Below are 24,601 nucleotides of genomic sequence, written 5' to 3'. Positions count from 1 at the left end.
CTAATGGGGTTGGAAAAGGCTGATTTTGCCGTTGTGGTATTGGTAAAGCTGGGTGGAAATTGCGTAGGGGCCTTCTTCTTCCAGTTGCTGTGCGGCGGTTTTCAAGGTTTTGACGGCTTTGCTGTCGGAGGGGTTGCACAGCATTAATGTGTTGCGCCTGGGTAGGATGAAGATGGGGTTGTCGGATAGCACGGGGTCTTCCGGGAGGATGCTGCCTAACAATAAGCTCAGGGAGGCGTCGTAAACGGTATCAAGCATGATTTGGCTGAGGCTGCTGTTTTCTATGCGGGCGATTTCGATTTTGCCCTGCATGTGCTGCCATAAGTTGTCTATGGCGGTTTGATGCAGCATTTCATGGCCGTTGATGCCGATGGCTTCGATGGCTTCCTGGTTGAGGAAACGCATGGTTTCTCCGCTGTCTGCCACATAGGCAAGCACGATGTCGCCGGCAATGGGGTAGCAAATGACGGCGTTGTCCAAATCGGTATCGGGATGGTTTGCCTGGTGCATCTGCCGTATGTTTTCCAGCCAAAGTGCGTCTTTGATTACGGGAAAAATCTGTTCGGCGCGAAGCGGCGGGGTAGGCTCGAGCATTTGCCTTACGGTGGCGATGTTAGCGGCGAGGATGGCTTCCAGTTCTTCGGGGTCGTCGAGATAATTGGCGTAGTGGTTGCCAAGGTAGAGCTGGCCGTTGTTGCGGGTAACCAGCACGGTGGTGTCTTCCAAATTGTTGCCCCACTGGATTTCCACTTCTTCATGGCAGTCTTGGCGGATGCGCTGGGCGAATAGTTCGGTGAATTGAACCCAACTTAATAATTTTTGGCGGCCGCCAAACAGTTTTTTGAAAAACGACATCTCTATTATGCTCCTTTTAGGGTTCAGGCTACCTAAAAATTCAGCCTGCCATGCGGCTAAACCGCGATTCTATATTCTTCGGTGCGGATTTTAAACAGGGCTTTGCGCAGGGGCTGGCCGGGCTGGCCGACGAGGGGTGCGTGGCCGTCGTTGGGGAAGAAGAGGGCGAATTCGCCGGGCGTGAGGGTGAGCCAGCTTTGGGGCGGGCAATCGAAGAATTCGATGTCGCGCTCTTGGTGGTAGCCCGAGCTGTTTTTCAGGTAGCCTCTGTCGATCCAGCCGTAGGTTTCGGCGGCGCTGACGGGGGCTTGGATGTCGATGTGCAGGCGGTGGGCTTCGGGCCGGGCGGCTTCGGCGGCGCGCAGGATTTCGGTTTGGAGAAACAGGCGGATGTTGGGGTTGGCGCAGGGAATTTGGCCGTCGGGCAGGCGGGCGAAATCGAGGGTTTGCAGCAGGCGGATGGCTTCGGGGAAGTCGGGGTGCAGCGCGGCGTAGCGGGCGGCGTGGGCGATGGCGTCGGTGATCATGGCTGTTGTTTGAGGATGATGAGGTTGTGTTGCTTGAGGCAGCCTGCGGCGAGGGTTGGCTCGATTTGGGCGAGTTCCTGCTGTAATCGTTGGCGGAGTTTGGGCATGGCGGGTGGGGCTACCTGAAAAGGCGGGGCGGCTAAAACGGCGGGCGGTTTACACGGAAGCCTGGCTGCCCAGCGTGGCGGCGTAGTGTTCGGCAATGGGCACGGCGCGGTGGGTGGTTTGGCTGGCATTGGCGCCTTCTGCCGACCACAGCGGCGGGAAGAAGGAATAGACGCTGTTGCCATCAAGCGCGGCGGCGTCTTGCTGCCAGCCCGGCCAGCGCACGTTTTCGTAGAACAGGGCCAAATTGCCGTTGAATGCCCAATTGAGGAAGTCGGTGTAGCCCAGTTCGCAGTCTTCCCATTCGAGGGTGTCGGGCGCGAAATAGCAGACGTTGCCGGGGGTGCCGTCCAATCCGCCGCCGTTGAGGGCGAAGTAGCCGCCTGCGGCGTCGTCGGCAATCAGATAATAGGGCGCGGGGGCGGCGGGCGCTGCCCGAGCCGAGGATGCGCAGCCAGCCGTGGTCGATGAGGATGCCGCCGGTTTCATACACCACGGCGCCCATGGTGGAGCGGGTGGACACTTGGGTTTTTACCAGTTCGGCTTCTGCAGCGGCTCGGTCGCATGGCAGGATTTCCACCGGATTGGCGGCTTCGGCAAGCCACTCTTGAATCAGCGGCCAGGCGGGGTCGGCAGTATTGATCAGGTCGGATAATGTTTTCATGTGAGGCTACCTGAAAATTTGGGCTAACTGGGAATAGTGGAAGACAAAACTTCCTTCAGCGGCCTGCGTTCGGCATACGGCAGCGGTGCGGCATAGCCCAAGCGCAGCAGCAGTTGCGGCTGTTCGCCGCCGTTGGGGAACAGCCCGTTTTGCAACTGCTGACGCAGCGCGGGAACTTCGCAGGGCTGGTTGAGATAGGCGTGGGCGATGCCCTGCTGTGTGAGGGAGAGCAGGAAGCGTTGCAGGCTGCGGCCGGTTGACACCCGATCGGCAAGGTTGTCGGCAGGGCTGGTAACCAGTGCCAAATGGGACGATGCGGCGATTTTTTTGCGGTCGGTTTTGTTTTGCGTTGCGGCGTTGAGCATCAGCCTGACTATCGGCTCGCTGAGCCAGCGCGGCAGGTTGGGCGCGCCGAGGGCGGCATAGCTCACGCCGTCGCGGGTGCGTTCGGCGTGTTTTTTGTTGAAGCGTATCCACGACAACAGCTCGGCTTTGAACGCGGGGTCGCACATTTGCGCGGCATTGCCCTGCATCACGGCTTCGGCAAGCAGCTCGAAAGCCTCACTTTGGCGGTCGAACAGGTGGATTTGGATGCCGTTGTCGGGCAGAGTGGACAGCGCGGTTTTCAGGTAGCCTTCGGGAATCGTGCTGCCGTTGTACATCGAACGGTTGGTTTGGCGTTGGCGGATATAGGCGGCAAGCGGGTCGGCAGCGATGCCGGTTGCGTGCAGGCGGATGCGGATATTTTCTCCATCGAGAAGGACTTCGGCGGCATAACCCAAAACAGATGCCTGCAAACACAGGTTTTCGGCGGCGCAGCCGAGGCTGATGAAGAGCTCGCGGCGGTCGCCGTCCACGGCGGGCAGTTCGCGGGAAAAATCGGGGGAAATGACAATTTCGTCCGCCTCCTGCGCAAAATGCCAAGGCTGGGTGTTGTGGCCGGAAGGAGCGCGGACGGCGGCATCAATTAAGGTTTCCAGTTGGTCTCGGTTCATGCTTTATCCTGATATTTCAATCCCCTTGCTGCGCAGATTTTCCAGACATTCGGCCAGATAGGCATCGTCGTGTTCGGGATAAATCGGGCTGGCAACGGGTTCTTCGGCGAGGTCGGGATAGGGCGGGCAGGTTTTGCCGCGATGGTTTTTATCGCACCATGCGGAATCGGGCCGGTAGCCGCGCCGGTGCATTTCGTCCATGATAAGGACGTGGTAGGCATAGAGCAGATAGGGGCTGTGGGCGAAAACGTAGTTTACGGTGGCGTGCGGTTTGCCCCAGCCGTGGCCGCGCAGGGCGGCGCATTCGCGGTGTTGGCCGAGCAGTTGGGCGCGGGGAAGCTGGGGGATGAGGGTTTGGTGCCACAGGCGCATGGGGTTTCCTAAATGAAGGCTACCTGAAAAACGGAAGGCGGTTTTTGCTTCGCAGAAACTCAGCCTTGCTCCGCAAGACATCGCTTTCAGGTAGCCTACAAGGGTTTAGTCGATGGCGCGGGTTTCGCCGCTCACGGGGTCGTCCACGCGCATATTGCCGCTGGCTTTGTCGATTTCGTAGCTAAACAGGCGGGGGGCGGTGTGCGGGTCGCCGCCGCAGCGGGCGTTGTGTTCTTCGTGTACGTCTACGGTGTAGCCTTTGGCGGTTTCGGTGGTGATGAACAGCAGGCACTCGGGCTGGAGGCTGGTGAGCCGGTGGCGGGCAACGGAGGCGGACACGCGTTTGACGGCCTGGTCTTTGCTGCTGATGATGTCGGCTTGGACAGGCAGGGCGAGGAGGGGGAGCAGGGCGGTGAGGAGGAGGGCGGGTTTCATGGGTTTCCGTGTTTGGTGTATGGAATTTGGGAATGTGAGGCTACCTGAAAATGCCAGTTGCTGCGCGGTGGAAATCATTTTTAGCTTCGCAGAAACTCAGCTTCCTACGGAAACATCGTTTTCAGGTAGCCTTGGTTTTAGCTGTGAAACAGCCAGGGCTGGCTTTGGCGGCGTTGGGCTTCGAAGGCGTGGATTTCGTCGGCGTGTTGCAGGGTGAGGCCGATTTCGTCCAAACCGTTGAGCAGGCAGTGTTTGCGGTGTTCGGTGATGTCGAATTTGAACACGCTGCCGCCGGGAGTAGTAACGGTTTGCTGCGCCAAATCAATGTTTAACCGGTAGCCTTCGGTGGCATAGGTTTCTTGGAAGAGCTGCTCCACCTGTTCTTCGGTCAGCACGATGGGCAGGAGGCCGTTTTTGTAGCAGTTGTTGAAGAAGATGTCGGCGAAGCTGGGGGCGATCACGGCGCGGAAACCGTAGTCGTCGAGCGCCCAGGGGGCGTGTTCGCGCGATGAGCCGCAGCCGAAGTTTTTGCGGGTGAGCAGGATTTGCGCGCCTTGGTAGCGCGGCTGGTTGAGCGAGAAATCGGGGTTGAGCGGGCGTTTGCTGTTATCCATGCCGGGCTCGCCGTGGTCGAGGTAGCGCCATTCGTCGAAGGCGTTGGGGCCGAAGCCGGAGCGTTTGATGGATTTTAAAAACTGTTTGGGGATGATGGCGTCGGTATCGACGTTTACGCGGTCGAGCGGGGCAACGATGGCAGTGAGCTGGGTGAAGGATTTCATGGCGGTGGTTTTCGTGGCGGGGTGGAGGCTACCTGAAAAACGGGTGGGCAGCGGAATGGGTATAACTTTTTATCTTCAATGTGTTGTATTTAATCTGGCGGATAAAACAGGCAGCGCGGAGCTGCCTGTGTGCGCTGGTTTATTCGGTGGCGTTTTCGATTTTTTCGCCCACGTGGGAAATGCCGCGGCCGACGGCGTTGCTGCCTTTGCGCACGGCTTCGCGGGTGTGGTCGATGTTGTTGGCGGTGTCTGCTTTTACGCCGTGCCAAGTGCTGGAACAGGCGGAGAGGCCGATGGCGGCAATGGCGAGGATGATAAGTTGTTTCATGTTTTCAGCTCCTTAGGGTTTAAGAATTGAAATGTGCACGATGGCTCGTGCGGCTGCATTATCGGCCAAAACGGCGGCGCGGGCGGCTGGTTTGACCGGAATTTATCGGATTTTACTTTTGTTTTGTTGAAACCGGCTTGGGCTTTGCCCGGCCTGATTTTCAGGTAGCCTTTAAATGGGGAATCGGCTTATCGGTCGCGGCCGGGATTGTATTTGCGCACGATGCGGGTGAGGTCGGAGCGGTGGCGGCGGCAGAAGGCGTCGGCTTCGGCGCGGCTGGGGCGGCGTTTGCCGTCTTGGCCGAGTAGGCGGATGGCGGGGTGTTCGCGCAGCATGGAGGCCACGGGCTCGCTTTCGATTTGTTTGCCGCATTCGCCGTAGCGGGCGAAGCCTTCGTAGATGTTGTTCAGGCGGGTGCGGGTGTCAATTTCGGCGCGGGCGATGCGCGGGCAGGCGGCGATGAAGGCTTCAAACATGGCGAATTCGCTCAGCACGGTGCGGCACTGCTCGGGCGTGGGCGCGGCCACGGGTTCGGCGGCGGCCAGGGCGGGGCAGAGGGCGGCGAGGAGGAGGGTGGTTTTGAGGGGTTTCATGGGTTTAATCTGTTGTGTGGTTGCTTGGAGTGGGTATTTTAACTTTTTCAGGTAGCCTTGGGGCGGAGTAGAGGCTACCTGAAAAACCATCAGGCCAGCTGCCGCCCGTCCACAAAATGCCCGGCCACCGCCGCCGCTGCCGCCATGGCGGGGCTGACCAGATGCGTCCTGCCGCCGTTGCCCTGCCGCCCTTCAAAATTGCGGTTCGATGTGGAGGCGCAGCGTTCTTTCGGCGCGAGACGGTCGGCGTTCATGGCCAGACACATTGAGCAGCCCGGTTCGCGCCATTCAAAGCCTGCGTCGGTGAAGATTTTGTCCAAGCCTTCTTTTTCCGCTTGCTCTTTCACCAAGCCGGAGCCGGGCACCACCAGCACGCGGTTCACGTTGTCGGCCTTTTTGCGGCCTTTGACCACGGCGGCGGCTTCGCGCAAATCTTCGATGCGGCTATTGGTGCACGAGCCGATGAACACCACGTCCACGGGGATTTCGTTCAGCGGTGTACCGGCGGCCAAGCCCATGTATTCCAAGGCGCGTTCCATACCCGCGCGTTTCACTGCGTCGGCTTCGTCGGCGGGGTTCGGCACTTTGCCGTCCACGCTCAGCACCATTTCGGGCGACGTGCCCCACGTTACCTGCGGCTCGATGTCTTCGGCGCGGAAAGTGTACGTTTTGTCGAATTTCGCGCCTTGGTCGGACACCAGCGTGCGCCAGTAGGCCACGGCTTTGTCCCAATCTTTGCCTTTGGGGGCGAGCGGGCGGCCTTGGATGTAGTTGATTGTGGTGTCGTCCACCGCCACCAAGCCGCTGCGCGCACCCGCTTCAATCGCCATGTTGCACAGGGTCATGCGGCCTTCCATGCTCAGACTGCGGATGGTTTCGCCGCTGAACTCGATGGCATAGCCCGTGCCGCCCGCCGTGCCGATTTGGCCGATGATATACAGCGCGATGTCTTTGGCGGTTACGCCCGGTTTGAGGCTACCTGAAACTTCAATCAGCATAGATTTAGACTTTTTGGCGGTGATGCACTGGGTGGCCATGGTGTGCTCCACTTCGGATGTGCCGATGCCGTGCGCCAGCGCGCCGAACGCGCCGTGGGTGCTGGTGTGCGAGTCGCCGCAAACTACGGTCATGCCGGGCAGCGTCGCCCCCTGTTCGGGCCCCATCACATGCACAATGCCCTGGCCTTTGTCCATAAACGGGAAGTAGGCCAGCGCGCCGAATTCTTTAATGTTTTTGTCCAAAGTGTCCACTTGCAGCTTGGAAATCGGGTCTTTGATGCCTTCGTCCCAATGGTCGGTGGGCGTGTTGTGGTCGGCAGTGGAGACCACGCTGTCGATGCGCCACAGCTTGCGGCCGGCCATTTTCAGGCCTTCAAACGCCTGCGGGCTGGTGACTTCGTGCACCAGATGGCGGTCGATATAGAGAAGGACGGTGCCGTCTTCTTCTTCGTGGACAATATGGCTGTTCCAGAGTTTGTCGTAGAGGGTTTGTGCGCTCATGTTTGCGTTCCGATGGGTTGTTTTTTGCGCATTATGCACAGAATGTCTAAAAATTGCAAGGATGGAGGAAATAAAAGTTGCTAAAAGAGTTAAGTTAACAATATTTATACTTTTTGTCTAAATTAGGCCGGCGCGTGTATTTGCGATTTCCTGCTTATATAATAACGCCCTAGCAAATCCAAAAGGCTACCTGAAAACATGAGCTCCGAAACCCCGTTTCTGGCCGCACAGGCTGCTGCCGAAGTATTGCAACGCCTCGCGCCGCAGGCCGCCGCGCCCGTATTGCCGCTGCTGGCCGAATTGTTTGCCGCGCAAGAGGGCGGCCACAGCTACATCACGCTCACGCCGCAGCAGGCAGCCGAGCTGCGCCAAGCCGCGCCGATTGTGGGCGATGGCGAGGGCTTCACGCCGCTGGTGTTGCGCGGGCGCAAGCTGTTTAGCGGGCGGCTGTTTGCGCTGGAGCAGGATGTGGCTGCCGAGCTCAAACGCATTGCCCGCGGACAGGTGGGGCTACCTGAAAACGCCTGGCTGCGGCAGCGCTTGCAGGACTGGTTTCCCGATGCGGGCTACGACGGGCAGCGGCTGGCGGCTGCGCTGGCGGTGTTGCAGCCGCTGATGCTGGTAAACGGCGGGCCGGGCACGGGCAAAACCACCACCGTGGCGCGGCTCTTAGCCCTGTTGTGTCACGATGCCGAGCATTTGCCGCGCATCGCACTCACTGCGCCCACCGGCAAGGCCGCCGCGCACCTCACCCGCTCGCTACACCGCGCCCTGAGGTCGTTTGAAACGGGCAACGAAGCCGTGGCGCAGCACCTTGCTGCGCTGGAAGGACAAACTGTCCACCGCCTGCTGCGCCTGGGCGGTAGCAACGGCCGTCCGCAGTTTAACCGCGAACAGCCGCTGCCCTTCGACATCATCGTGGCCGACGAAGCCTCGATGCTGGATTTGCCGCTGCTGCACCAATTATTGTGCGCCGTGCCGGAGCATGGCCGGCTGATTCTGCTGGGCGACGAAAACCAGCTGCCGCCGGTGGGCATCGGCGCGGTGCTGCCCGTGCTGGCGCAGCCCACCGTGCTCACTGCCGCCCAAGCCTCGCAGCTGGCCGATTGGCTCGGTGGCAGCGTGCCCTTCGCTGCAAACGACAGCCCGCCGCCCTTGGCCGGCAATGTGGTGCGGCTGGAGCGCAGCCACCGCTTCGACCCGCAGCGCGGCGTGGGCGCATTGGCGCAGGCGGTGGTGGCGGGCAATGCCGAAGGCCCCGTGGCGGCGTTTGAACGTTTCCCCGCAGAGCTGCTGAGGCTACCTGAAAATCCGGCCGACTTGGCGCGTGCGTTTGCCAAGCGGCATGCCGATTATTGGCAGGCGGTGGCGGGCGGCGATGCGGCGGCCTGCTTTGCCGAGCAGCAGCGGCTGGTGGTGCTGGCGGCGCGGCGCGAGCAGGCGGCGCAGTTCAACCGCGAATACCTGCGCCTGCTGGCGGCCGAGGGCAGGGCGGCGGCGCAGGGTTGGTTTGCCGGGCAGGTGCTGATGGTGGCGGAAAACGATTATGCGGTGAAGGTGTTTAACGGCGACATCGGCATCGTGCTGCCGCAGGGCGACGGGCTGGCCGCCTTCTTCCCCGACGCGGGCGGTTTCCGTGCCGTGGCGCTGAGCTGCCTGCCCGCACACGACACTGCCTTCGCCATGACGGTGCACAAAAGCCAGGGCTCGGAATATGAAGAAGTGTGGCTATTGGGCGATGCGGGCGAATCGGCCCTGTTCGACCGCACGCTGCTCTACACCGCCGTCACCCGCGCCCGCGAGCGCTTCGGCTATGCCGGCGGCACGGCTGCGCTGGAAGAGGCCGTGCGGCGCAAAAACAGCCGGCACACCGGGCTGGGCGAAGCTTTGGCGCGCGCCGGAGAATAGCCCGGGCAAGGATGGGGCTACCTGAAAAAGGCTACCTGAAAATTTTAGCTTTGCAGAAATTCGCAAGCTTGTTTTCAGGTAGCCTCTTTATTATCACGCCGCGTGATACCTGCTATATCAAATCGTCATTTCTCTTATTATGGCCGCCGCCGTATTATGCCTGTCATCTTCTCGGGCTGGCCGAAGTATCGGTTTTGGCGAAGCAGGAAACAGCCGCAGCCCATTCCTTTCCCCAACAAGATAACAAGGAGTTACACCATGAAAAACTATCCCAAAATCGCACTCGGCACCTGGTCTTGGGGCGTCGGCACATTCGGCGGCGATGCCGTGTTCGGACAGACGCTCACCGAAGCGCAGATGCAAGAAGTGTTCGATACCGCCATGCAAGCGGGGCTGAATCTGTGGGACACCGCCTATGCTTACGGCTTGGGTGATTCTGAAAAAGAGCTGGGCAAATTCGTCCGCAGTCAGCCCAAAGGCAGCGTGATTCTGTCCACCAAATTCACCCCCAACCTTGCCGACGAAAACGCCGCCGACCCGTTCACATCCATGCTGGAAGGCAGCCTGCAACGCTTGGGCGTTGATGAAATCGATCTCTACTGGATACACAATTCGCTGGACGTGGAACGCTGGACACCGTACCTCATCCCTGCGCTCAAAAGCGGCAAAGTCAAAGCCGTCGGCGTATCCAACCACAACCTCGACCAAATCAAACGCGTGGTGGAAATCCTTGCCGCAGAAGGCTTGAAACTGAGTGCGGTGCAAAACCATTTCAGCCTGCTCTACCGCAATTCCATAGACGACGGCACGCTGGACTACTGCCGCGAACACGGCATCGACTTTTTCGCCTACATGGTGCTGGAACAGGGTGCATTAAGCGGCCGCTACAACGCACAAAACCCGCTGCCCGAAGGCAGCCGCCGCGCCGAAGCCTACAATAAAGTGTTGCCGCAATTGCAAAAACTGACCGACGCGATGGCACAAATCGGCAAACCGCTGGGTGCATCCGCCGCACAAGTGGCGATTGCATGGGCGATTGCCAAAGGCACGCTGCCGCTGATTGGCGCAACCAAACCCCACCACGTCAGCGATGCCGCCGCAGCCGCCAAAATCGTACTGACCGCCGAACAAGTCGCCGAACTCGAATGCTTGGCACAAGAAACCGGCGTGGATACACGCGGCGGCTGGGAAGGGCAGGCGTAGGCGCGTATATTTTTCAGGTAGCCTTTAACCCCATTTCAGGCTGCCTGAAAATACCGATAGCAACCGCAAACGTCAGGCATCAATGCCCGACCTGCCGTTTTTCAGGCAGCCTGAAACCGTTCATCCAACGCGCCGAACCAAGGAAACGCATCATGAAAAAATATCTCGCCGCCGCCGTGGCCGCCCTGTCCCTGTCCGCCCAAGCCGCCCCCGTCTTCAATATTTTTGAGCTCGGCATACAAAACGGGCAAACCGCCGCCTATGACGAAGTGGGCAGAAACAACATCACCACCTCCATACGCGGCGAAAAAGGCACGCTCGCCATGTATTCCGCCAAACGCGCGGACAACCCCGAAATCGCGTATATGATTGAAATTTATGCCGACGAAGCCGCCTACCAAGTCCACACCCAATCGCCGCAATACAAAAACTTTCTGCAAAAATCCCCTGAAATCCTGACCGACCACAAACGCAAAATCAGCGTCGAGCCGCAGTTTCTCGGCGACAAACGCGTGCGACAAACCGCCCGCACCATCAACAACTTGGTTATCGTGGACGTAAAACCCGAACACGCCCACGCCTTCAAAAACATCGTCCTGCCGGAAATGGCACAGTCGCTCAAAGTCGAGCGCGGCGTGCTGGCAATGTATGCCGCCACCGAGCAGGGCAACCCAAGCCGCTGGTATTTCTACGAGATTTACGAAAGCGAAGCCGCCTACCAAGCCCACCGCCAAACCCCGCATTTCCAGGATTATCTGACGCGCACGGCGGATATGGCGGCCAACAAGGAAGCCGTCGCCATCACGCCCGCACTGCTGATGAACAAGGGCGGGCTGCGGTTTGAGCAGCCGTGAAGTAAAACCATGTGAACTTTGTCGCAGCCAAACATTTTTCAGGTAGCCTGTAATGAAGCCCGAAAGGCTACCTGAAAAACCATCCCGCCGCGCCCGCTGCCAATTGATGAATCCCGTTCACCAGGCCATGCGGCAAACAGGGGGTAATCAGAAGTGGGCAGGGCGGTTACAATGCGGCATGGCATTCCCCTTCTGGCGGCATACTTTTCAGGTATAGCTAACTCCCTTTTAAATCGCTACAGCGTTAGCTCGCCTTGCTGTACTACTTGTACTATCTGCGGCTTGCTGCCTTGTATCGATTGATAGTGAGTCAGCTATAGCCTTTCTTGCCGCCATTCCTGCTAATCCGTTCCACCTCTCAAACAGGAGACCCATCATGACCGAAACCATCAAGGCCTACGCCGCCCACAGCGCCACCAGCCCGCTCGTGCCCTTCACCTTTGAATACCGTGCCCCGCGCGCCGATGACGTTGTCATCGACATCCTCTACACCGGCGTCTGCCACAGCGACCTGCACACCGCCCGCAACGACTGGGGCGGCACGATTTATCCCGTCGTCCCCGGCCACGAAATCGTCGGCCGTGTGCGCAGCGTCGGCGCGAACGTCAGCAAATACAAAGCGGGCGACCTCGTCGGCGTCGGCTGCCTTGTCGATTCCTGCCGCCACTGCGAACCCTGCAAACACGACCTCGAACAATACTGCGAAAACGGCTTCGTCGGCACCTACAACGGCATCGACAAACACGATGGCCAGCCCACCTACGGCGGCTACGCCAAAACCATCACCGTCAGCGACGCCTTCGTGCTGAAAGTGCCGGAAAACCTCGACGCCAAAGCCGTGCCGCCCATCCTCTGCGCCGGCATCACCACCTGGTCGCCGCTGCGCCACTGGAAAGCCGGCAAAGGCAGCAAAGTCGCCGTCATCGGCCTCGGCGGCCTCGGCCACATGGCGATCAAACTCGCGCACGCCCTCGGCGCGGACGTTACCCTCTTCTCGCGCAGCCCGGGCAAAACGGCAGACGCCAAACGCCTCGGCGCGCACAACGTCGTCATCTCCACCGACGACGCGCAGATGAAAAGCGTGGCGAACCAGTTTGACCTCATCATCGACACCGTGCCCTACGCGCACGACGTCAACCCCTACATGCCGACGCTGAAACTCGACGGCACCCTGGTGTACGTCGGCCTGCTCGGCGAAGTCACCCCGCCGCTCAACACCGTGCCGATGATCCTCGGCCGCCGCGCCGTCGCCGGTTCCGTCATCGGCGGCATCAAGGAAACGCAGGAACTGCTGGACTTCTGCGGCGAGCACAACATCACCGCCGACGTGGAAATGATCAACATGGCCGATATCAACACCGCCTACGAGCGGATGCTGAAAAGCGACGTGAAGTATCGCTTCGTCATCGACATCGCCACGCTGTAGCGGCTACCTGAAAAAAGGCTGCCTGAAACCGCCCGCCGGTTTTCAGGTAGCCTTTTTCGTGGCTGTTTGCTGCGAGCATTATCAACAAGCGTGATATTGCCCATACCAAATCACGATTTCCCTGATGGCTGCCCAAGCCCTATCATTCGCCCATCCCGTTTCACAACACAAGGAAATCATAACCATGCAAAACATTCTTATCGTATCCGGTCATCCCGATTTGCAAAATTCCATTGCTAACGCCGAAATTTTGGCTGAAGCGGCCAAAGCCCTGCCCAATGCCGAAATCCGCAAGCTCGACGCGCTGTATCCCGAGCGCCGTTTCAACATCGAAGCCGAACAGTCCGCGCTGCTTCAGGCCGACGTGATTGTGCTGCAATTCCCCTTCTCCTGGTATTCCGTGCCCGGCCTGATGAAGCTGTGGATAGACGAAGTGTTCGTATTCGGCTTCGCCCACGGGGAAGGCGCCAAGCTGGCCGGCAAAAAGCTGATTGTCTCCTTCACCACCGGCGCCCCGGCCGCGGCGTATCAGCGCGACGGCTTCTTCCAACACACCGTGGAAGACTACCTGCCCCAGTTTGAAACCACCGCCGCCCTGTGCAATCTCAACTACCAAGGCGCCATCTACACCTGCGGCATCGGCTACATTTCGCGTGATAACGAAGCAGCCGTGAACGCCCAAAAGCAGGAAGCCCGCCAACACGCCGAGCGCCTAATCGCCAAAATCAAAGAAATCGCCACCTAATACGGCAACAGGCTACCTGAAAACTTTTCAGGTAGCCCTCCCAGGAAACTTTTTTACCGAAACCCGTTTATTCAAAAGGAAAAACCATGTACATCATCAACATCACCGTCAATGCCGGCCTGCCCGCCGAGAAGCATGAAACAATGTTCGCCGAACACGCCGAGTGGTTCAAAAAACACTTCCAAGCCGGCAAATTCCTCATGCTCGGCCCCTACACCGATGCCGAAAACGCCGGCGTGATTTTCGCCCACACCGACAGCCGCGCAGAATTGCAGGCGATTTTGGAAGAAGACTGCTACTACCCCGATTTCGCTCAATACGAAATCCGCGAATTTGCGCCAAAGCTGATTGCCGCCAAACTGCCCGAGTTTGCAGGGAAATAGCAGCAGGCTAGCTGAAAAAGAAACAGCCGAATCCGTGCGATGGGTTCGGCTGTTCGCTATTTTATCCGGCGCTGAAGTTTCGCTTTCGGCCAGCCTGTTTTCAGGTAGCCTGCAGCACGGGGAGGCTACCTGAAAAAGATACGGCCTGAAAACCCGTTGCATGGGTTTCAGGCCGTTTGCTTTGGCGGAAAAGTTTTCAGGTAGCCTTTTGCTGCGGAGAGGCTACCTGAAAAATCAGCCCGCCTGTTGCGCGGAAAATTCGTGCACGGCGGCCACCAGGGCTTGCACGTTTTCCGGGTCGGTGTGCTGGCTGATGCCGTGGCCGAGGTTGAACACGTGGCCGCTGCCCGCGCCGTAGCTTTGCAGGATGCGGCGCACTTCGGCGCGGATGGAGTCGGGCGTGCCGAACAGGGCGGCGGGGTCGAGGTTGCCTTGCAGCGCCACTTTGTGCCCCACGCGTTGGCGCGCTTGGCCGATGTTTGCCGTCCAATCCAAGCCGAGCGCGTCGGCGCCGCTGTCGGCCAAAAGCTCGAGCCACTGGCCGCCGCCTTTGGTGAACACGATCACGGGCACGCGCCGGCCTTGGCTTTCGCGGGTGAGGCCGCCGATGATTTGGCGCATGTAGGCAAGGCTGAATTCGGCGAAGGCGGCATCGGAAAGCAGGCCGCCCCAGGTGTCGAAAATCTGCACGGCTTGCGCGCCGGCGGCGATTTGTTCGTTGAGGTAGGCGGTTACGGCGCGGGCGGTGGTGCTGAGGATGCGGTGCAGCAGCTCGGGGCGGCGGTAGAGCAGGGTTTTGATTTGGCGGAATTCTTTGCTGCCGCTGCCTTCCACCATGTAGCAGGCGAGGATGAAGGGGCTGCCGGAAAAGCCGATGAGGGGCACGCGGCCGTTGAGCGCGCGGCGGATGGAGGCAACGGCGTCGAACACGTAGCGCAGTTTGGCCATGTCGGGCACTTCCAGGGCGGCAATGTCGGCTTCGCTTTGCAGCGGGCGGGTGAATTTGGGGCCTTCGCCTTCGGCAAAGTAGAGGCCGAGGCCCATGGCGTCGGGGATGGTGAGGATGTCGGAAAAGAGGATGGCGGCGTCGAGGCCGAAGCGGTCGATGGGCTGGAGGGTGACTTCGGTAGCGAGCTCGGTGTTTTTGCACAAATCGAGAAAGCCGCCGGCTCGGGCGCGCACGGCGCGGTATTCGGGCAGGTAGCGCCCGGCTTGGCGCATGAGCCACACGGGGGTGTGGGCAACGGGCTGTTTGGCGAGGGCGCGCAGGAAGGTGTCGTTTTGCAGGGTGGTCATGGCGGGGGAGGGGTGTGTGTGGATGAGGGGGCGAATCATAGCACAGGCGGGGCGGGAGGATGTGGTTTGGCGGGGCGGGGGAGCGTGGGCATATTTTTCAGGTAGCCTTTTTGCTTGCCGGAGGAGTGGTTACATCACTTCCAGCGTGTCGATGCCCAGGAGGCCGAGGCCGGTTTGCAGGGTTTGGCCGGTGAGGGCGGCGAGCTGCAGGCGGGTGTTGCGGGCGCTGCCTTCGGCTTTGAGGATGGGGCAGGCTTCATAGAAGCGGGAGAAGAGGCTGGCCACCTGGTAGAGGTAGGCGGCGAGGTAGTGCGGGTAGGCGCTGTCGGCCACGGTTTGCAGCACGTCTTCAAACTTCAAAAGCTCGGCGGCGAGCTGGCATTCGAGGGGCTCGGTGAGCACAGGCTGGGCGGCGGCGTCCCACTGGCCGGCTTTTTTCAGCACGCTCTGCACGCGGGTGTAGGCGTATTGCAGGTAGGGGGCGGTGTTGCCTTCGAAGGAGAGCATGTTGTCCCAGTCGAAGATGTAGTCGCTGGTGCGGTTTTTGCTCAGGTCGGCATATTTCACGGCACCGATGCCCACGGCGCGGGCGATTCGGGCGGCGGTTTGGCCGTCTAGCTCGGGGTTTTTCTCTTGCACCAGGGCGGTGGCGCGCTCCACGGCCTCGTCGAGCAGCTCAACCAGCTTCACGGTGTCGCCGCTGCGGGTTTTAAAGGGCTTGCCGTCTTTGCCCATCATGGTGCCGAAGCCGATGAATTCGGCCTGCACGTTTTCAGGTAGCCAGCCGGCTTTGCGCGAGGCGGCAAAAAGCTGGGCGAAGTGCAGGCTTTGGCGGGTATCGACCACGTAGATGATGCGGTCTGCTTTAAGCTGGCGCACGCGGTAGCGGACGCAAGCCAGGTCGGTGGTGGCATAAAGGAAGCCGCCGCCTTGTTTTTGGATGATGAAGGCGGCGGGGTCGCCGTCTTTGTTTTTGAATTCGTCGAGGAACACCACTTTGGTGCCGCCGTCGTCCACGGCCAGGCCGCTGGCGAGGAGCTCGTCCACCACGGGCTGCAAGTCGTTGTTGTATTTGGACTCGCCGGCCACGTCTTCAGGCTTGAGCAGCACGCCCAGGCGGTCGTACACGTTTTGCGCGTGTTTGAGCGACATGGCCACAAACTGCCGCCACAGGGCGAGTACGGCTTCGTCGCCACCTTGCAGTTTCACCACGTATTCGCGCGCGGTGTCGGCAAAGGCAGGGTCTTCGTCGAAACGCACTTTGGCGTTGCGGTAGAACTGCTCCAAATCGGCCAGCTCGAAATGCTCGTTTTGCGCCTGCTGCTCCACCAGATAGGCCACCAACATGCCGAACTGGGTGCCCCAGTCGCCCACATGGTTTTGCGCGATCACGGTGTGGCCCAAGTGGCGCAACACGCGGGCGATGCTGTCGCCGATGATGCTGGAGCGCAGGTGGCCGACGTGCATTTCTTTGGCCAGATTGGGCGAGGAATAGTCGATGACCACGGTTTGCGGTGCGGCGGCCTGCGCCACGTTCAGGCGGCTGCTTTGCAGGGCGCCGTGCACCTGATCGGCCAGAAATTGCGGGCTCAGGCGCAGGTTGATGAAGCCGGGGCCGGCCACTTCGGCGGAGGCGAGCACGCTGCTGCCGGCGAGCGCGTCGGCCACTTTCTGCGCCAGCTCGCGCGGGTTTTGCTTGCGCTGTTTGGCGGCGCCCATCACGCCGTTGATTTGGAAATCGCCGAATTCGGGGTTTTTGGCCGGCTGCAACACCACCGGCGCGCCTTCGATGCCGGCGGCGGCAAAGGCCTGTTCGGCTTCGCGGTTGAGGATGTGGGATAGGTTCATGATGTTTTCAACTTGGGTAGGTAAACAATAAGATTCTGATTTTATTTCTGAAGCAGCCAGTGCGCGGCTTGGCTGTAGAACGGGGTGCTCATGGTGTGTTCGGTGCGTGGAAATTTTCAGGTAGCCTGACGGCGGTGAAAGGCTACCTGAAAATGGGGTTGGGCTTTTTGTTTTACAGGAATTTTGCCTTGGCTGTGCTCAAGCATTTTTTCAGGTAGCCTTTGGTTCGGACAGCATCCCTTGTGTTCCCTAACTGCCGGCTAGGCCGGATTTTAATGCTTTCGCGGTGGCGCGGCCAGATTGCACGCGCGGAAGTTGGCAGAGGGTTTTCATGGTGTTGAAACTGTGCCTTGGCTGCACAGAAATTCTGCCTTGCCCGTTTTAACTGCGTTGAAGTTTCGCTTTCAGGTAGCCTCAGAGCGCTTCAATCAGTTGCAGCACCATTTTGGCCGAATGTACGGAGGCGGTTTTCAAAAAGGTTTCAAAGCTGCTTTCGGCTTCTTCGTCGGCCAAATCGGAGATGGCGCGGATCACCACAAAGGGCACGCCGAAGCGGTGGCAGCTCTGCGCGATGGCGGCGGCTTCCATTTCCACCGCCTGCACGTCGGCAAAATGGCGGCGCACTTCGGCCACGGATTCGCTGCTGTGCACGAATTGGTCGCCGCTCACGATTAAGCCGCGGTGCACGGCGGCATGGTCGAAGGCGGATGCCGCTTGCTCGGCGGCGGCGCACAGGGCGGGGTCGGATTCGAAGCGGGCGGGCATGCGCGGCACGTGGCCAATGGCATAGCCGAAGGCGGTAACGTCCACGTCGTGATGCGCGGTTTGCGTGCCGATCACCACGTCGCCCACTTTCAGCCCGCCGCCCAAGCCGCCGGCGCTGCCGGTGTTGATGACGAAATCGGGCTGGTGCCGTTGCAGTACCAACGCGGTGCTGAGCGCGGCGTTGACTTTGCCGATGCCGCTCAAGGCCAGCACGACATTTTTGCCGGCGTATTCGCCGCAGTAAATATCGAAATCGGCCGCCTGCTCGCTGCGCAGGTTGTGCAGGCTGTCTTTGAGCAGGGCGATTTCGGGCGGCATGGCGCCGATCAGGGCGACGGTTTGGGGCATCTGGTGTGTTCTCTTCGATAACATGGCGGCGGGCGGGAGGCGTGTTGCCCCGCTGCCGCACCGCTACGAAAAAACGCACTGGCTGGGCTCAGACAGTGCGCGCGGGTGTGCCTGTTTATTGTTCGGCTTCGGCAGCGGGTTTCTGCTCGGCCGGCGGCTGGAGGCTCACGGCGCGGGCGGGAACGATGGTGGAAATCGCGTGTTTGTACACCATTTGGGTAACCGAGGTGTTGCGCAGCAGAACCACGTATTGGTCAAACGATTCTACCTGTCCTTGTAGCTTGATGCCGTTTACCAAGTAAATGGATACCGGCACATGTTCTTTGCGCAGGGCGTTCAAAAAGGGATCCTGCAGCATTTGTCCTTTGGTTGCCATAGTTTTCTAACTCCAATTATTTTTGTTGAGGACTTTTTTATAAAACGAAAAAAGGTGGCAGATTGTAGCCCTTTGCGGCGGCTTTTTCCAATCTTTTTACGTAAGCTATGGATAGGCAAAAATTTTTTTATGATTCAGGTCAAATTTGTGAAGGGTGCGGGCAATGTTAAATTTGCCGGGCGGCGCGTCGGGCAGGCGGGGCATTTGCCGCAGACGGGCGGGCGGCCTGTATAATTTGGTTTTAAACGATTGGGCAACAATTTGATTTTTATGCGGGAGGAGTGATTGTGGGCATCAAACATTGGCCGGAAAACGAGCGGCCGCGCGAGAAACTGCTGCAACGTGGCGCGGGCGCACTGAGCGATGCGGAGCTGCTGGCGATTTTGCTGCGGGTGGGCACGCAGGGCATGAGCGCGGTGGATTTGGCGCGCTATCTGTTGCAGGAATTCGGCTCGCTCAACCGGCTGTTTTCCGCGCCGGCTAAGGAGCTCACGCGGCACAAGGGCATGGGCGAGGCGGCGTTTTGCCAGTTTGCCGTGGTGCGCGAAATCGGGCGACGGCTTTTGGCGGAGGAAATGCGCGAAACGCCGGCGTTTACTTCGCCCGAGGCGGTGGCGGATTATTTGGTGTTGCAGCTGGGGCACGAGCCGGTGGAGGTGAGCGTGGCGCTTTTGCTCAACAGCAGCCACCGGCTGATTGCCTTGCAGGAGCTGTCGCGCGGCACGGTGGCGGAGAATACGGTGTATGTTCGCGAGGTGGCGCAGCTGGCTTTGCAGCACCACGCGGCGGCGCTGATTATCGCGCACAACCACCCGGGCGGCTCGGCCGAGCCTTCGGCGGCGGATTTGGCGTTTACGCGGCGTTTGCAGCAGGCGCTCGCGCTGCTGGACGTGCGTCTGCTGGACCATTTCATCGTGGCGGGCAACCGGGCGGTGTCGTTTGCGGCAAACGGGTGGCTGCCGGAGGCGGGGGTGTGAAGGCTACCTGAAAAATAGTGGCCGGTTTCAGGTAGCCTTGGCGGAGGGGAGGTTACCTGAAAATTTTTGCTTTCGCCGAAAAGAGTTTAACCGGATTGATGATTGGCTTGCAGGCAGGCTGTTTGCGCCATGAAGATATCGTGCTATGAAGCTACCTGAAAATTGAGTTTGCAGAGATTGGCAAAGCTCAATTTTAACTTCGTTGAAGCTTCGCTTTAGCTTCGCAGAAACTCAGCCTTGCTTCGCAAGACATCGTTTTCAGGTAGCCTTTTGCTTGAGGGCAGGCGGGAACGTCGGGTAAAGGGGCGGGCTGAAGCTTGCGCTCTGAACGCGCGCTACACCCACAGCCACGCCCACACGCGGCGGCCTTCGCTTTGCAGCAGCAGATAAGTGCACACGGCGGCGGCGGTGTGCATGCATTCCACGCCGATGCCGGCTGCGGCGGCCATGATGCGCGGGTGGATAAACTGCTGGCGCTCGCCGGTGCCGATGAGGATGACTTCGGGCTGGGATTGGGCGGCGCGGGCGAGGTCGGCGGCTTGCAGTTCGGCGGGAGAGGCGAGGGATAGGGGCTGCACGCTGCCGCTGCCGTCGAGCAGCACGGCTTGGCGGTGGATTTGGCCGTTGATGTGCAGCTCGCCGGGCTGGTAGTGCTCGATATGGCAGGGATGGTTGGGCTGGTGTTCTTGGATGAGCATGTTTTGTTTGGATTGAACGGGTTGGGGTGGGCAGGGGAGGCTACCTGAAAAAGTTTGCCGCCGAGACAATATGTCTGAAATCCGCCCGGAAAACTGGAGGCTTTGCTTTAAAAGGTGTAAAGGGCGGGGTTTTCGGCTAATATAGCGGCCTTTCGTTTATTTTTGTAATTTTTCCGGTCTGGCAAGTCATTATAAACAAGGAGTCAGCATGCAACCAATCGGAATCGGCATCTTGGGGATGGGCACCGTCGGCGGCGGTACCGTTAAACTGTTGTCTGAAAACGCGGCGGAAATCACGCGCCGCCTGGGTAGGGAAGTGCGCATCGTGATGGCGGCCAGCCGCAACAGCGAGCGCATCCGCAAGCTGTGCCCGAGCGATACCGTGGTGGCGGATGATGTTTTTCAGGTAGCCCGCAGCGCGGATGTGGATATTGTGGTGGAACTGATTGGCGGCACGGATACGGCGCGCGAGGCAGTGCTGTGCGCGATTGAAAACGGCAAACACGTGGTTACCGCCAACAAAAAGCTGCTGGCCGAACATGGCAACGAAATCTTCGCGCTGGCGGCCAAGCATAACGTGATGGTGATGTTTGAAGCGGCGGTGGCCGGCGGCATCCCGATTATCAAGGCGCTGCGCGAAGGCCTGGCTGCCAACCGCATCAAATCCGTGGCCGGCATCATCAACGGCACCAGCAACTTCATCCTCAGCAATATGCGCGCCCACGGCAGCAGCTTCGCCTCCGTGCTCAAGCAGGCGCAGGAGCTGGGCTACGCCGAAGCCGACCCCACTTTCGATATCGAAGGCCACGACGCGGCGCACAAGCTGAGCATCATGTCCGCCCTCGCCTTCGGCACACCCATCAACTTCGAGCACTGCTATCTGGAAGGCATCAGCAAGCTGGAAAGCCAAGACATCCGCTACGCCGAAGAGCTCGGCTACCGCATCAAGCTTTTGGGCATCACCCGCAAAACCGAAGCGGGCGTCGAATTGCGCGTACACCCCACATTGGTGCCCGAATGCCGCCTGCTGGCGCAGGTGGAAGGCGTGATGAACGCCGTGCTGGTGCAGTCGAACATGGTGGGCGAAACCCTGTATTACGGCGCCGGCGCCGGTGCCTCGCCCACCGCCAGCGCCGTGGTGGCCGATATCATCGACATCGCCCGCCTGATTGATTCCAACCCCGAGCAGCGCGTGCCGCCCCTGGCCTTCCGCAGCAACGAAGCGCTGCCGGTGCTGCCCATCGACGAAATCACCAGCAGCTACTACCTGCGCGTTTCCGCACAAGACAAGCCCGGCGTGATGGCCGACATCTGCCGCACCCTGGCCGCGCAGGGTGTGTCGATTGAAGCCCTGCTGCAAAAAGGCGTGATCAACCACGAAACCGCCGAAATCGTCATCCTCACCCATCAGGCCAAAGAGAAACACATCCGTGCTGCCATCACGCAAATCGAGGCGCTGGAAAACGTGTTTGAGCCGGTGGTGGTGTTGCGCATGGAAAGCCTGCATGGCTGAGGCGCGCACCGACGAGGCCGCCCGCCGCAAACGCCGCCGCACCTTAATCGGCTGGCTGGCGGTAACCGCCGCGCTGGTGCTCGGCTTTGCCCTGCTGCCGCGCCTGTATTCGCCCGACCCCGACGACATCAGCCGCCGCATAGTCGAGGCCTGCGTGCAGAATATGCCCGCCGTGCCGCAGTGGCAGGCCGATTTGGCCAAACACGGCCTGGCCGGGCAGGGCGAACGGGTGCTGGAGCTGTATTGCCGCTGCCTGTGGGAAGAGCCGATTAAGCGGCTGAGCGCAGACGATTTGCGCAGCCTGCCGCGCCTTTCGCCGCAAGAGCAGCTGGGCAAACTCGGCGGCAGCGCGGCGTTTGAACAGCGGCAGGCGCAATGCTTGGCCGCGCAGGCGGGGCGTTGAGCCGTTTTGGCTGGTTAAAACGCTGTTGTTGTAAGACTATAAAGGCTACCTGAAAATTGTGCGAACGGTTTTCAGGTAGCCTTTTGCTGTGTGTGGATGAAGAAGGCGCTTTATTTGCCGCTGTTGTCGGCGAAGAGGTCTGGCTCGAACAGGTCGGGCTCGCTTTGGCTTTGGCGGCAGTCGATTTGGATGTCTTCGGCTACGGTGCAGCAGCAGGGCAGGATTTCGCCGGGCAGGAGGAAGGCCAGGGGGTGTTCGCGGTAGGAAACGCTGCCGGCGAGCAGTTTCACGCGGCAGGAGCCGCAGTAGCCGCTGCGGCATTGGTATTCGACTTCGTGGCCGGTGCGCTCTAGGGCTTCGAGCAGGGTTTCGCCTGCTTGCAGGGTGAATTGGGTGCTGCGGGTGGTGATTTGGGGCATGGGTGTGTGCTGCGGCGGTTTGGTGTGCGGCGAAGTTTTTAGCTTCGCTGAAACTCCGCCTTGCTTCGCAAGACATCGTTTTAACTACGTTGAAGCTTGCGCTTTCAGGTAGCCTGTCGTGCAGATGAGTCTACCTGAAAATTTAGTGAATCAAAATAAGCATGCTATGGCCTTGGCTCGCTGCCTTGCCCCATGCTTATTTTTATCCGCTATACATGGCAGGGCGGGCTTATTGGGTTTGCTTCAGGATGTAGAGGCCGGCCAGCTCACCTTCGATTTGTTTGCCGTCCATGTCTAGCGCCCAAATTTGGCCGTGGCCGATTTGGTAGAGGCGTTCGCTGCCGGCTTGGTCGAGCTGGAGGATTTGGCCTTCGCTGCGCCAGGTGAAGCGGCCAGAGGCTTCTTCGGTGAGCGGGTGGCGTTGTTGGTAGGTTTCGCTGAGGGTGTAGCTGCCGTCTTCTTTCAACACCAAGGTGGTGTCGATGCCTTCGCAGGAGGCGCAGGGCAGCACGCCGTGATAGCGGCCGGCCCAGGCGTGGCCGGATTCAGTTGCGGCTGCGGAAGCGCCGGAAGCGATGGCGGCTTCGGGTAGGGAAGCGGCTGCTGCGGCAGGCTCGGAGGCTGCCGATGCGGCGGGCGCGGCGTTTTCCTGCGGGGCGCAGGCGGCCAGCAACAGCAGGAGGGGGAGGGCGGCGGTGGGTTTCATCATGATGCTTTCGCGGTGCGCTGGGCCAGGGCTAGCGGGTAATCTGCCATTGGCCGTTGCGTTTGGTAACGAGGATGTTGTAGCTGTTTTTGGAATCTTCGTAGGAAGACATGCCGGTGAATACTTTGATTTCGCAGCTGTAGATGCCGCGTTTGAATTTGCCGCCGCCGGTGCGCACGCAGGATTTGCCGGTGGCCAGGTGGCTGCCTCGGGGTAGGTTGCGGTTGGCTTCGGTGGCCAGTTTGAGCACGGTTTGCTGCGAGGGGGCGATGAAGGTAACGTCGCCGGTGCTCAGGTAGTTATAGCCGCCGTAGGCGATGGCGCCGGCGATGAGCCAGCTGACGAGTTTTCCGATGTCCATAGTGATGTCTCCCTAAATGAAAGTGGGTTGATTGGCCTATTCTGCTTGAAAAACAGAGGTGTCGGTGGTGATGGCGGTTTCCGGCGGGGTGTCGGCTTCGGCGGCTGCTTCGGCTTCGGCTGCCTGCCGTTTTTTCTCGGCCAGATACTGCCCGATTTGCTGCACCAGCTCCTGCGTGCCCTGATGGGTGAGCGCGCTGATTTCAAACAGGCGCGGGGTTTGCCAGCCGAAGCCGGGCTCGCCGGGGGCGGGGTGTGCCCAACCGATGGCGGCGAGGAAGGCGGCTTTGCGCTCGGCAGCTTCTTCGGGGCTGAGCATATCCAGTTTGTTCAGCACCAGCCAGCGCGGTTTGTCGAACAGCTCGTCGTCATATTTGCGCAGCTCGTTGATGATGGCCAGCGCTTCGGCGGCGGGGTTGACGGCTTCGTCGAAGGGCGCCAAATCAACCACGTGCAGCAGGAGGCCGGTGCGCGAGAGGTGTTTCAAAAAGCGGTGCCCCAAGCCGGCGCCTTCGGCCGCACCTTCAATCAGGCCGGGGATGTCGGCCATCACGAAGCTCTGGCTTTCGCTCACGCGCACCACGCCCAGATTGGGGTGCAGCGTGGTGAAGGGATAGTCGGCCACTTTGGGGCGGGCGGCAGATACGGCGCGGATGAGGGTGGACTTGCCGGCATTGGGCATACCGAGCAGGCCCACGTCGGCCAGCACTTTCAGCTCCAGATTGAGGCGGCGCGCTTCGCCGGGCTCGCCGGGGGTGGCCTGCTTGGGCGCGCGGTTTACCGAAGATTTGAAATGGATATTGCCCAGGCCGCCTTTGCCGCCGCGGGCGAGGCACACGCGCTGGCCGTGCCGTGTGAGGTCGGCCACGGTTTCGCCGGTGTCGGCGTCGCGGATGAGGGTGCCCACGGGCATTTGCAGCTCGATGTCGTCGGCGCCGGCGCCGTAGCGGTCGGAGCCGTGGCCTTTTTCGCCGTTTTTGGCCTGATAGCGTTTCACAAAACGGTATTCCACCAGGGTGTTGACGTTTTCGCTGGCCACGGCAAACACGCTGCCGCCGCGCCCGCCGTCGCCGCCGTCGGGGCCGCCGCGCGGTACGTATTTTTCGCGGCGGAAGCTGACTGCGCCGTTGCCGCCGCGCCCAGCGGCCACTTCGATTTTGGCTTCGTCGATGAATTTCATGGGTGTGCTTTCTGTTTGTTGCTTCGCAGAAGCTCGGCCTT

Annotated in this window: 28 protein-coding genes and 1 pseudogene; 10 read left to right on the top strand and 19 right to left on the bottom strand. The window is 60.2% G+C overall.

The features are described 5' to 3' along the window. The 10 genes and pseudogenes from A7P95_RS08510 to leuC all read right to left on the bottom strand — a co-directional run bounded on the left by A7P95_RS08510 (nucleotide 1) and on the right by leuC (nucleotide 7,152). The gene (locus A7P95_RS08510; RefSeq protein ID WP_067593981.1) at nucleotides 1-855 is read right to left on the bottom strand and encodes a DUF1444 domain-containing protein; all 855 of its coding nucleotides are present in this window, start codon (nucleotides 853-855) and stop codon (nucleotides 1-3) included. A 56-nt stretch (nucleotides 856-911) separates the two neighbouring features. Next, entirely contained in the window at nucleotides 912-1,382 is a 471-nt protein-coding gene (locus A7P95_RS08505; RefSeq protein ID WP_067593978.1) for a NanQ anomerase/TabA/YiaL family protein, read from the bottom strand. Between the two features lie 156 nt (nucleotides 1,383-1,538). Next, nucleotides 1,539-2,151 (bottom strand): annotated as a pseudogene (locus A7P95_RS08500) (DUF2625 domain-containing protein). A gap of 23 nt (nucleotides 2,152-2,174) precedes the next feature. Further along, on the bottom strand, nucleotides 2,175-3,146 hold the full coding sequence (locus tag A7P95_RS08495) for an Acg family FMN-binding oxidoreductase (protein WP_067593974.1): 972 nt from the start codon (nucleotides 3,144-3,146) through the stop codon (nucleotides 2,175-2,177). A 3-nt stretch (nucleotides 3,147-3,149) separates the two neighbouring features. Beyond that, nucleotides 3,150-3,518, bottom strand: a complete 369-nt coding sequence (locus tag A7P95_RS08490; protein ID WP_067593971.1) for a TIGR02328 family protein — start codon at nucleotides 3,516-3,518, stop codon at nucleotides 3,150-3,152. A gap of 105 nt (nucleotides 3,519-3,623) precedes the next feature. After that, entirely contained in the window at nucleotides 3,624-3,953 is a 330-nt protein-coding gene (locus A7P95_RS08485) for a hypothetical protein (RefSeq protein WP_067593967.1), read from the bottom strand. A gap of 137 nt (nucleotides 3,954-4,090) precedes the next feature. Continuing rightward, nucleotides 4,091-4,732 carry a 3-isopropylmalate dehydratase small subunit gene (gene leuD / locus A7P95_RS08480; protein WP_067593964.1) on the bottom strand — a complete coding sequence of 214 codons (642 nt, stop codon included), beginning with the start codon at nucleotides 4,730-4,732 and terminating at the stop codon, nucleotides 4,091-4,093. Between the two features lie 139 nt (nucleotides 4,733-4,871). Next, nucleotides 4,872-5,060, bottom strand: coding sequence for a hypothetical protein (locus A7P95_RS08475; RefSeq protein WP_067593962.1), 189 nt, complete (start codon nucleotides 5,058-5,060; stop codon nucleotides 4,872-4,874). Between the two features lie 188 nt (nucleotides 5,061-5,248). Further along, nucleotides 5,249-5,653 (bottom strand): hypothetical protein, encoded by a 405-nt coding sequence (locus A7P95_RS08470; RefSeq protein WP_067593959.1) that lies wholly within the window; start codon nucleotides 5,651-5,653, stop codon nucleotides 5,249-5,251. 89 nt (nucleotides 5,654-5,742) lie between these two features. Then, nucleotides 5,743-7,152 (bottom strand): 3-isopropylmalate dehydratase large subunit, encoded by a 1,410-nt coding sequence (leuC, locus tag A7P95_RS08465; RefSeq protein WP_067593955.1) that lies wholly within the window; start codon nucleotides 7,150-7,152, stop codon nucleotides 5,743-5,745. Between the two features lie 198 nt (nucleotides 7,153-7,350). Between leuC and recD the strand changes: the two genes are divergently transcribed. The 6 genes from recD to A7P95_RS08435 all read left to right on the top strand — a co-directional run bounded on the left by recD (nucleotide 7,351) and on the right by A7P95_RS08435 (nucleotide 13,671). Continuing rightward, nucleotides 7,351-9,060 (top strand): exodeoxyribonuclease V subunit alpha, encoded by a 1,710-nt coding sequence (gene recD, locus A7P95_RS08460; RefSeq protein WP_067593951.1) that lies wholly within the window; start codon nucleotides 7,351-7,353, stop codon nucleotides 9,058-9,060. Nucleotides 9,061-9,318: 258 nt separating this feature from the next. Further along, on the top strand, nucleotides 9,319-10,263 hold the full coding sequence (locus A7P95_RS08455; protein ID WP_067593949.1) for an aldo/keto reductase: 945 nt from the start codon (nucleotides 9,319-9,321) through the stop codon (nucleotides 10,261-10,263). A gap of 152 nt (nucleotides 10,264-10,415) precedes the next feature. Continuing rightward, nucleotides 10,416-11,117 carry a putative quinol monooxygenase gene (locus A7P95_RS08450; RefSeq protein ID WP_067593946.1) on the top strand — a complete coding sequence of 234 codons (702 nt, stop codon included), beginning with the start codon at nucleotides 10,416-10,418 and terminating at the stop codon, nucleotides 11,115-11,117. Between the two features lie 376 nt (nucleotides 11,118-11,493). Beyond that, nucleotides 11,494-12,543, top strand: a complete 1,050-nt coding sequence (locus tag A7P95_RS08445) for an NAD(P)-dependent alcohol dehydrogenase (protein ID WP_067593943.1) — start codon at nucleotides 11,494-11,496, stop codon at nucleotides 12,541-12,543. Nucleotides 12,544-12,727: 184 nt separating this feature from the next. Then, nucleotides 12,728-13,288, top strand: coding sequence for an NAD(P)H-dependent oxidoreductase (locus tag A7P95_RS08440; RefSeq protein ID WP_067593940.1), 561 nt, complete (start codon nucleotides 12,728-12,730; stop codon nucleotides 13,286-13,288). Nucleotides 13,289-13,374: 86 nt separating this feature from the next. Next, a complete protein-coding gene (locus tag A7P95_RS08435) occupies nucleotides 13,375-13,671 on the top strand; it encodes a YciI family protein (protein WP_067593937.1) in 297 nt (98 codons plus the stop codon). Between the two features lie 234 nt (nucleotides 13,672-13,905). On the opposite strand, the gene hemE is transcribed toward A7P95_RS08435, so the two are convergent. The 4 genes from hemE to hfq all read right to left on the bottom strand — a co-directional run bounded on the left by hemE (nucleotide 13,906) and on the right by hfq (nucleotide 18,304). Beyond that, the gene (gene hemE / locus A7P95_RS08430; RefSeq protein WP_067593934.1) at nucleotides 13,906-14,967 is read right to left on the bottom strand and encodes a uroporphyrinogen decarboxylase; all 1,062 of its coding nucleotides are present in this window, start codon (nucleotides 14,965-14,967) and stop codon (nucleotides 13,906-13,908) included. Between the two features lie 129 nt (nucleotides 14,968-15,096). Next, nucleotides 15,097-16,815, bottom strand: coding sequence for an arginine--tRNA ligase (argS, locus tag A7P95_RS08425; RefSeq protein WP_067593931.1), 1,719 nt, complete (start codon nucleotides 16,813-16,815; stop codon nucleotides 15,097-15,099). Nucleotides 16,816-17,229: 414 nt separating this feature from the next. After that, complete coding sequence (locus tag A7P95_RS08420) at nucleotides 17,230-17,928, bottom strand: 5'-methylthioadenosine/adenosylhomocysteine nucleosidase (protein WP_067593928.1); 699 nt, start codon at nucleotides 17,926-17,928, stop codon at nucleotides 17,230-17,232. Nucleotides 17,929-18,043: 115 nt separating this feature from the next. Then, nucleotides 18,044-18,304: an RNA chaperone Hfq gene (gene hfq, locus A7P95_RS08415; protein ID WP_064090710.1), complete on the bottom strand. Its 261-nt coding sequence runs from the start codon at nucleotides 18,302-18,304 to the stop codon at nucleotides 18,044-18,046. Between hfq and A7P95_RS11975 the strand changes: the two genes are divergently transcribed. Together A7P95_RS11975 and radC are read left to right on the top strand one after the other, a co-directional pair. Next, entirely contained in the window at nucleotides 18,245-18,538 is a 294-nt protein-coding gene (locus A7P95_RS11975; protein ID WP_179945911.1) for a hypothetical protein, read from the top strand. The genes hfq and A7P95_RS11975 overlap by 60 nt on opposite strands. A gap of 53 nt (nucleotides 18,539-18,591) precedes the next feature. Next, nucleotides 18,592-19,281 carry a RadC family protein gene (gene radC / locus A7P95_RS08410; RefSeq protein WP_067593925.1) on the top strand — a complete coding sequence of 230 codons (690 nt, stop codon included), beginning with the start codon at nucleotides 18,592-18,594 and terminating at the stop codon, nucleotides 19,279-19,281. A gap of 335 nt (nucleotides 19,282-19,616) precedes the next feature. On the opposite strand, the gene A7P95_RS08405 is transcribed toward radC, so the two are convergent. Continuing rightward, nucleotides 19,617-19,979 (bottom strand): Mth938-like domain-containing protein, encoded by a 363-nt coding sequence (locus A7P95_RS08405; protein ID WP_067593922.1) that lies wholly within the window; start codon nucleotides 19,977-19,979, stop codon nucleotides 19,617-19,619. A gap of 208 nt (nucleotides 19,980-20,187) precedes the next feature. Here A7P95_RS08405 and A7P95_RS08400 point away from each other — a divergent pair, with 208 nt between their 5' ends. Together A7P95_RS08400 and A7P95_RS08395 are read left to right on the top strand one after the other, a co-directional pair. Continuing rightward, nucleotides 20,188-21,492 (top strand): homoserine dehydrogenase, encoded by a 1,305-nt coding sequence (locus A7P95_RS08400; protein WP_067593919.1) that lies wholly within the window; start codon nucleotides 20,188-20,190, stop codon nucleotides 21,490-21,492. Then, nucleotides 21,485-21,895: a hypothetical protein gene (locus tag A7P95_RS08395; protein ID WP_067593915.1), complete on the top strand. Its 411-nt coding sequence runs from the start codon at nucleotides 21,485-21,487 to the stop codon at nucleotides 21,893-21,895. The genes A7P95_RS08400 and A7P95_RS08395 overlap by 8 nt, the downstream gene beginning before the upstream one ends. A 110-nt stretch (nucleotides 21,896-22,005) precedes the next feature. Here A7P95_RS08395 and yfaE read toward each other — a convergent pair whose 3' ends face one another. The 4 genes from yfaE to obgE all read right to left on the bottom strand — a co-directional run bounded on the left by yfaE (nucleotide 22,006) and on the right by obgE (nucleotide 24,560). Then, a complete protein-coding gene (gene yfaE, locus A7P95_RS08390; protein WP_067593912.1) occupies nucleotides 22,006-22,314 on the bottom strand; it encodes a class I ribonucleotide reductase maintenance protein YfaE in 309 nt (102 codons plus the stop codon). Between the two features lie 229 nt (nucleotides 22,315-22,543). Continuing rightward, nucleotides 22,544-23,023, bottom strand: coding sequence for a copper resistance protein NlpE (locus A7P95_RS08385; protein WP_067593909.1), 480 nt, complete (start codon nucleotides 23,021-23,023; stop codon nucleotides 22,544-22,546). A 28-nt stretch (nucleotides 23,024-23,051) separates the two neighbouring features. Then, nucleotides 23,052-23,381: a hypothetical protein gene (locus A7P95_RS08380; RefSeq protein WP_067593904.1), complete on the bottom strand. Its 330-nt coding sequence runs from the start codon at nucleotides 23,379-23,381 to the stop codon at nucleotides 23,052-23,054. Nucleotides 23,382-23,417: 36 nt separating this feature from the next. Continuing rightward, nucleotides 23,418-24,560: a GTPase ObgE gene (gene obgE / locus A7P95_RS08375; RefSeq protein WP_067593901.1), complete on the bottom strand. Its 1,143-nt coding sequence runs from the start codon at nucleotides 24,558-24,560 to the stop codon at nucleotides 23,418-23,420. Nucleotides 24,561-24,601 lie beyond the last annotated feature (41 nt).

It is taken from the genome of Eikenella longinqua (genome assembly GCF_001648355.1).
Taxonomy (GTDB): domain Bacteria; phylum Pseudomonadota; class Gammaproteobacteria; order Burkholderiales; family Neisseriaceae; genus Eikenella; species Eikenella longinqua.
Note: the sequence above shows the minus strand (reverse complement) of the source record. Positions and strands in the feature narration are given on the sequence as shown.

Bases quoted from the DNA above. Each gene is read 5' to 3' on its own strand.
- A7P95_RS08510 (WP_067593981.1), bottom strand. From the start codon at position 855: ATGTCGTTTTTCAAAAAACTGTTTGGCGGCCGCCAAAAATTATTAAGT.
- A7P95_RS08505 (WP_067593978.1), bottom strand. From the start codon at position 1,382: ATGATCACCGACGCCATCGCCCACGCCGCCCGCTACGCCGCGCTGCAC.
- A7P95_RS08495 (WP_067593974.1), bottom strand. From the start codon at position 3,146: ATGAACCGAGACCAACTGGAAACCTTAATTGATGCCGCCGTCCGCGCT.
- A7P95_RS08490 (WP_067593971.1), bottom strand. From the start codon at position 3,518: ATGCGCCTGTGGCACCAAACCCTCATCCCCCAGCTTCCCCGCGCCCAA.
- A7P95_RS08485 (WP_067593967.1), bottom strand. From the start codon at position 3,953: ATGAAACCCGCCCTCCTCCTCACCGCCCTGCTCCCCCTCCTCGCCCTG.
- leuD (WP_067593964.1), bottom strand. From the start codon at position 4,732: ATGAAATCCTTCACCCAGCTCACTGCCATCGTTGCCCCGCTCGACCGC.
- A7P95_RS08475 (WP_067593962.1), bottom strand. From the start codon at position 5,060: ATGAAACAACTTATCATCCTCGCCATTGCCGCCATCGGCCTCTCCGCC.
- A7P95_RS08470 (WP_067593959.1), bottom strand. From the start codon at position 5,653: ATGAAACCCCTCAAAACCACCCTCCTCCTCGCCGCCCTCTGCCCCGCC.
- leuC (WP_067593955.1), bottom strand. From the start codon at position 7,152: ATGAGCGCACAAACCCTCTACGACAAACTCTGGAACAGCCATATTGTC.
- recD (WP_067593951.1), top strand. From the start codon at position 7,351: ATGAGCTCCGAAACCCCGTTTCTGGCCGCACAGGCTGCTGCCGAAGTA.
- A7P95_RS08455 (WP_067593949.1), top strand. From the start codon at position 9,319: ATGAAAAACTATCCCAAAATCGCACTCGGCACCTGGTCTTGGGGCGTC.
- A7P95_RS08450 (WP_067593946.1), top strand. From the start codon at position 10,416: ATGAAAAAATATCTCGCCGCCGCCGTGGCCGCCCTGTCCCTGTCCGCC.
- A7P95_RS08445 (WP_067593943.1), top strand. From the start codon at position 11,494: ATGACCGAAACCATCAAGGCCTACGCCGCCCACAGCGCCACCAGCCCG.
- A7P95_RS08440 (WP_067593940.1), top strand. From the start codon at position 12,728: ATGCAAAACATTCTTATCGTATCCGGTCATCCCGATTTGCAAAATTCC.
- A7P95_RS08435 (WP_067593937.1), top strand. From the start codon at position 13,375: ATGTACATCATCAACATCACCGTCAATGCCGGCCTGCCCGCCGAGAAG.
- hemE (WP_067593934.1), bottom strand. From the start codon at position 14,967: ATGACCACCCTGCAAAACGACACCTTCCTGCGCGCCCTCGCCAAACAG.
- argS (WP_067593931.1), bottom strand. From the start codon at position 16,815: ATGAACCTATCCCACATCCTCAACCGCGAAGCCGAACAGGCCTTTGCC.
- A7P95_RS08420 (WP_067593928.1), bottom strand. From the start codon at position 17,928: ATGCCCCAAACCGTCGCCCTGATCGGCGCCATGCCGCCCGAAATCGCC.
- A7P95_RS11975 (WP_179945911.1), top strand. From the start codon at position 18,245: ATGTTCTTTGCGCAGGGCGTTCAAAAAGGGATCCTGCAGCATTTGTCC.
- hfq (WP_064090710.1), bottom strand. From the start codon at position 18,304: ATGGCAACCAAAGGACAAATGCTGCAGGATCCCTTTTTGAACGCCCTG.
- A7P95_RS08405 (WP_067593922.1), bottom strand. From the start codon at position 19,979: ATGCTCATCCAAGAACACCAGCCCAACCATCCCTGCCATATCGAGCAC.
- A7P95_RS08400 (WP_067593919.1), top strand. From the start codon at position 20,188: ATGCAACCAATCGGAATCGGCATCTTGGGGATGGGCACCGTCGGCGGC.
- A7P95_RS08395 (WP_067593915.1), top strand. From the start codon at position 21,485: ATGGCTGAGGCGCGCACCGACGAGGCCGCCCGCCGCAAACGCCGCCGC.
- yfaE (WP_067593912.1), bottom strand. From the start codon at position 22,314: ATGCCCCAAATCACCACCCGCAGCACCCAATTCACCCTGCAAGCAGGC.
- A7P95_RS08385 (WP_067593909.1), bottom strand. From the start codon at position 23,023: ATGATGAAACCCACCGCCGCCCTCCCCCTCCTGCTGTTGCTGGCCGCC.
- A7P95_RS08380 (WP_067593904.1), bottom strand. From the start codon at position 23,381: ATGGACATCGGAAAACTCGTCAGCTGGCTCATCGCCGGCGCCATCGCC.
- obgE (WP_067593901.1), bottom strand. From the start codon at position 24,560: ATGAAATTCATCGACGAAGCCAAAATCGAAGTGGCCGCTGGGCGCGGC.